Origin of the sequence: Psychroflexus aestuariivivens (assembly GCF_004010055.1) — a bacterium.
Taxonomy (GTDB): Bacteria; Bacteroidota; Bacteroidia; order Flavobacteriales; family Flavobacteriaceae; genus Psychroflexus; species Psychroflexus aestuariivivens.
The window spans coordinates 1-5,800 of sequence record NZ_RQVT01000039.1 but is presented as its reverse complement, the minus strand read 5'-3'; the positions used below and the strand labels follow the sequence as shown (position 1 = coordinate 5,800).

4 protein-coding genes are annotated in these 5,800 nt (G+C 32.7%); 3 read left to right on the top strand and 1 reads right to left on the bottom strand.

What is annotated here, in order from left to right:
* Together EIG86_RS07225 and EIG86_RS07220 are read left to right on the top strand one after the other, a co-directional pair.
* A partial coding sequence (locus tag EIG86_RS07225) for a T9SS type A sorting domain-containing protein (protein WP_157983119.1) occupies positions 1–510 on the top strand: 510 nt, incomplete at its 5' end.
* Between the two features lie 5 nt (positions 511–515).
* Positions 516–728 carry a hypothetical protein gene (locus EIG86_RS07220; RefSeq protein WP_127845498.1) on the top strand — a complete coding sequence of 71 codons (213 nt, stop codon included), beginning with the start codon at positions 516–518 and terminating at the stop codon, positions 726–728.
* Between the two features lie 143 nt (positions 729–871).
* On the opposite strand, the gene EIG86_RS07215 is transcribed toward EIG86_RS07220, so the two are convergent.
* Positions 872–2,410: a LuxR C-terminal-related transcriptional regulator gene (locus EIG86_RS07215; protein ID WP_127845497.1), complete on the bottom strand. Its 1,539-nt coding sequence runs from the start codon at positions 2,408–2,410 to the stop codon at positions 872–874.
* A gap of 240 nt (positions 2,411–2,650) precedes the next feature.
* Here EIG86_RS07215 and EIG86_RS07210 point away from each other — a divergent pair.
* On the top strand, positions 2,651–5,800 hold a 3,150-nt coding region (locus tag EIG86_RS07210), incomplete at its 3' end, for an FG-GAP-like repeat-containing protein (protein ID WP_192901718.1).

Here is a 5,800-nt window from a genome sequence, read left to right as displayed (position 1 = left end):
CCACAAGACGGGGAGGAGCTGAGCTTAGCATTGTATAATTATGAACATTCAAATTATACATTCAAAGCTGATTTATCGAATTTCGGAGAAAATATGACTGTATATTTGAATGATAATTACACGAATTCACTAACTGAACTTGATAATGGCTTGAATCATATAGATTTCAGTGTAGATTCTTCTATTCCAGAAAGCATAGCTATGACTAGATTTAGTATCAGTTTTGAAAATACAACCTTGAGTATTACAGATGAAAACTTTGAAAATTTCAGTGTGTATCCAAATCCTGTGGCCAATCAACAATTTACGATTCAAACGAGTCATTTGGCTGGTGAAGATGTAGATTTGAAATTGTTCAACATTTCAGGTCAAATTGTGATGTTACAAAGTTTAAAACTGAACAGCAATGGTGCTTTGAATGTTCAGTCCAATCAATTGTCATCTGGTGTTTATATCTTAGAATTGACACAAGGCAAGCAGTCTTTTAAAGAGAAGTTAATTATAAAATAACAATCATGAAAAATAGTAATCAGCAAAGCCAACCAAAGCAAGTTAAGCCATATTTATTATGGCTTGTACTAAGCTTTGCGACTTGCATGAGTTATGCACAATTGCCACCGGGTTTTGATTCTTCGGTGGAAGATGCCGAACTACCAATCAGCGGTCTTGTCGCGCTTGGTTTAGTTGTTGGTGGAATTTTAGGCGTAAAATCGATTAGGAAAAAATAAATCTATTTAAATCTTAAAAACATAAGTATTTTCAAAGAAGTAATTGCATAAGATTGAAAACACTTTGTCCTTTTGAAACCCCTACAATTTGATAATTGTAGGGGTTTCTATTTTCATTTTAAAGATTTCAAAAAAAAAGATTTTTACTTTTTATCATTTTGACTTTCAATCCAAGATTCAATGCTCATTTTCGAAGGGATTTTGAAAATTTCTTTAATTCTTGACCTAATATTATAAATATATTTATTCGATAAATTCAGCGTATCTGAAATTTCTTGGGTCGATTTACTCGCCAATATTAGGTGAAATACTTCTGCTTCACGCCGGTTGAGTTGATTGATTGGAAATTGACTGCTTTTTTCATTTCTAAATGCTTTTAACTCCCTGTCTAGGCGAAGCAACGCTTCAATGGGTTTTAATCCTGAATTCGATTTTTTCAAACTGTCCTGAATGATCTGAATACTTTTATCTTTACTCAAACTTTCTTGTATAGAGGTCAGTTTCTGCTGCCTTTTACGATTTTGTATGTAGTTATAAAACCAGTAACTCAAAAATGATATTACAATAACTGAACTTAAAATCCATAAACTAAGACTTAGTATTCTTCTTTGTGCCACTGCCTCTTCAAATTGATGTTCCAGGCCTTGATCTAAAGCTGATTTTTCATACTTATAAGCTTCATTTTCAAATTTCTGTTGAGCGGCAATCCAAAGAACATCCCGTTCTGCATCATTATTATTGATTATACTTTTGGCTAATAAGAAATTAATACCTCCGCTCTGTATTTCTCCTTCTTTTTCAATAATTTCCTGATGTTTTTTAACCAAAAGTTCAAACCAACTTTTATCATCTTGACTAAGGACATATTTCAACAATATTTTTAAAGACGACCATTCACTTCCTGGCGGCAGATTGTCTTTGTCAATTTTATTAAACTGAACTGAAGCTAAGTCCAATGAATCCATTAAAGTTGCGGAAGATAAAATATTATATCTTGATAAAGTTTTTTCATAGTCTGTCGCTTCAGGATGATTCAACACTGCAGTTGAATGAAAAAGTGCGTCTTTATAATTTTCTTGTTCTGCATGCAAGCTTGCAATATTTACCCTCAATAAATTTGAATTTTTTGATTCTGATAATTCATAGGCTTTGTTATAGTAGTTTAAAGCAGCATCAAGATTATTCAGCATCTGCTGAGATGCGCCCATGTTTTCTAATTGCTTAATTTTGAATATTTTAGATTTAGCTTTAGCTTCCGCTGTTTTAAAGCTTTCAAATGCAGACTTGAAATTATGATTGATATATTCAGAAATTCCTTTTGCAAAGTACCACATGGTATCACCACATTTTGATTTGAATTCTGGTTTTTGGCCGAGTTTTATTTTTGAATATGCTGCTAATGTTTCATAATTGGCAAAATCTTCACAAAGCTTACTTAACTCGTATTTGTCTTTCCATAATTCCGATGCATGTTTTAAACTTTCACTATTTGCGCCTTCTTGATTTATATAATATGCAGGAGACTCTTGAGATAACAATTGAAAAGTATTAACAAAACATATAGCCAATATTGTAAAGCGAAGTCTTATTTTATAATATTCATAAATATTGCAATAATGAAATCTAGTTTTACGCTTAAAAGTCACTTCCCAAAAACTTCCCTTTGTTTCACAATTTTTCATATGTCTCTTATATGTTGGAGTTTGATAAATTATTTTTCCAAATTTAATTTAAATTTGCTTAAAATATAGTTTAGCTCTAAGGCAATTTTAATAAAACTTTTTATTTCATGAATTAGGATTGAATACTTGTTTAGATGTTCAAATCTTAATTTTAATTAGAAAATATTACGATTGTCAAGATCTTCATTTCAAAATATGACATCAAAATAAATTTAATCATCAACTATTAATTTTTAAACAATGAAACCAACTTTAAATTACCTTAATTTATTTCAAACAAACTGGTTGTGTTATATCCTAATATTTATTGGACTGACAAGTTTGCAGGCACAAGAAGCAACGAACAACTATACTTTCACCCAACAACCAGAAATCAGCATTACTGGAAGTGCAAAAGATTTAGTTGTAGATGATTTTAATGGCTCTGGAATACCCGATATATTGACAACGCATGCTCAAAATTATAATAGTCTTACACCTTCCTCATCTAATATTTTGACTTATGTGTCTCTAAATAGTTCAACACAAAATTGGGAAACAAATATTATAGAAAATAACGGTGGCTATGGAAGTCAAGCAATTACATCTGGTGATTATAATGGAGATAGTAATTTAGATTTTGCCTTTTCAGGATACTGTAATTGTAGTGAATATTACTTGTATTTAGGTAACGGTTCAGGAGGGTTTACTAATGAAACAACGTTGATGGGCGTTAGAAGCACAGTAGACATTAAAACTACTGACTTCAATAATGATGGAAAAAAGGATATTTTTTCTTCAGGGAATGCTGTTTTTTTACAATGGCTGAATAATTCTACAGTAAATGATATCGACTTAACAAAACAAGGTTTTAGTTTTTCTTCTATACAAACTAACAATATTTATGCTTCTAGGGCTATTGCTTCAGGAGATATTAACGGAGATAGCTGGGAAGATGTTGTTGTTGGCAATACTGGCGATGGGAATGTTACTGTATTTTATAATGATGGTTCCGGCTCATTTAATTTGAATAATCATGATCAATACGTAATTGGAAGTAATGGTAATTCCTATGGTTTGCATGGTGTAGAAGTGGGTGATTTTAATGGAGATGGGCATTTGGATATCGTCGCTATTAGTCAAGAGTTAGAATCAGTTGGAATTCTTATTAACGATGGAAACGGCTCTTTTGAAGATGTTGTACTTTACACAGGAGTTGATTCACCAGATTGGGTTGAAGTTGCAGATATGAACACAGACGGTAACTTAGATGTTGTTGTTCAGAAGGATAGCGGATTTTCCATTTTAACTGGTAATGGAGATGGCACTTTTTTAGACCCTTTTAATAGTCCTTCTATTTCAAATTCCAGAAAATTAAAAATTGCTGACACGAACAATGATGGACTGAAGGATATTGTTCTGCTTACAATAAATTCAATTAAAATTTTTCAACAAGAAGGAAGGCTAAAAGACTTTTCCTATACTGCTTCTAGCTTTAAAACTGACGCTACAGAAGTTACCTACACATTTAATTATAGTGTACAAACACCAAATCCAAATTATGTAATTTATGTCGCTCAAAATTCACCTTGTCAAACCTGGGACATCAGTAATGTTCAAACTGAAGATGTTAAGGTGTATGTTGATGGAGTTCCAGCTGATATTCAGTTTATCGATAAATCATTGAACTCTGGTGTTTCAGTTAAACTAAGTGATACAAATATAGTTCAAGCAAATTCCAGAATTCAAGTTGTAATCGATAATGTGAATCATACAAGTCAAACTAATACTTGTAATTGGTCTTGGATACAAACTTCAACATCAGGCGGAAATGCCTTAGATGAAGTAGAAAATCCAGAGCCAATAACACTAGCCAACCAAGGTGGTTACGCTCAACACAAATCACTTCAATTTGACGGTAATAATGAACGTGCCAGTATTGCTAACACCACGGGAATTAACGTTGACGGTTCGTTTACATTTGAAACCTGGTTAAAATATCCTGAAGGCATTAATTATTCTAACGAAGAACGGCTTTTGATAGAGTATGGTGCTTGGGAAGCTGGAAATATTCAGTTGACAAGCTTTGAAAATGGCGGCGTAAAAATTAATTTTCACGGCAGAGATGGTGATCTTCCAGTTGTTATTGATGGACTTGATGATGGGAATTGGCACCATATAGCAGGTACTTTTAACGCTTCAAACGGGCAAGTTCATTATTATATTGATGGTGTTTTAATAGATTCGCCTGGCACTTTAGGAAACACACCGGCTAATATTAGCGGATTATCCTTAACGCTTGGTGCAAGAAAGAACTCAAATGGTAGTTTTATTTACCATTCTAATGTAAGTATGGACGAAGTTAGAATATGGAATACTGCAAGAACAGGTGCTGAAATCTATGAAAATTACAATATAGAATTAGAAGGAGACGAGCCCAATCTGATTGCTTATTTTCCTATGAATGAAATCATCAATGGATATATTTTAGATGCAACAAGTAATAACAATGACTTGCAGCTTTTCAATATGGATGATACGAATTTAATTCCAGGTGCTTCTTTAATTGACTATAAAAGGAATACTTGGTTAGGTAATACAAGCAATGACGCCAATGATTGGAATAATTGGAGTGCAAAAATGAATCCTGAACTTACAAAAAGCGAATATGTAATTATCCCCACAATACCTGGAACTACGTCAAATAGTATTCAAGATCCAAAAATATATTCATTAAATACTCTTGAAGCAGACCAGTTATTAGTAGAAACTAATCGCGATCTTTTGGTCGAAGGTATTCTGAAAATTAATAGTAACTTAAGAAATGACGGTGAGATTACTTTTAAAAGCAATCAAAATTCAACGGGTCAATTTGATGAGTTTAATGGTGATTACTCAGGAAATGGGATAGAAAACATAGAACGCTATACCTCCTCAAATCGCAGCTTTAGATTTTTGTCTTCATCTGTTGATGCTGACGGAAATATGTACGATAACTGGCAGGAGGGAGGCAATTCACCAATAGGCTTCGGAACACACATAACAGGAAGTACGGACGGTTTAAATGGATTAGATGCTACAGAAACTGGAAATCCTTCTCTATTTGATTATAACAATGTTAGTCAAAACTGGTCCGTTGTATCCAATACAAATGTTGAAAATTTATTAGCAGGAAAACCTTACCGACTATATGTGCGCGGCGATAGAAATATCGATTTAACTAATAACGATGCAGAAAATGAAACTGTGCTTAGAGCCACTGGAAGTTTAAAACTAGGAAATGTTTTAGTCGATAATTTAGGAGAAACTGCTAATAATTTTAATTTAATAGGAAATCCTTACCAAGCTGCAGTAGATATGAATAGTTTGACAATGAACAATATCAATACCGGTTTTTATTGGGTTTGGGAT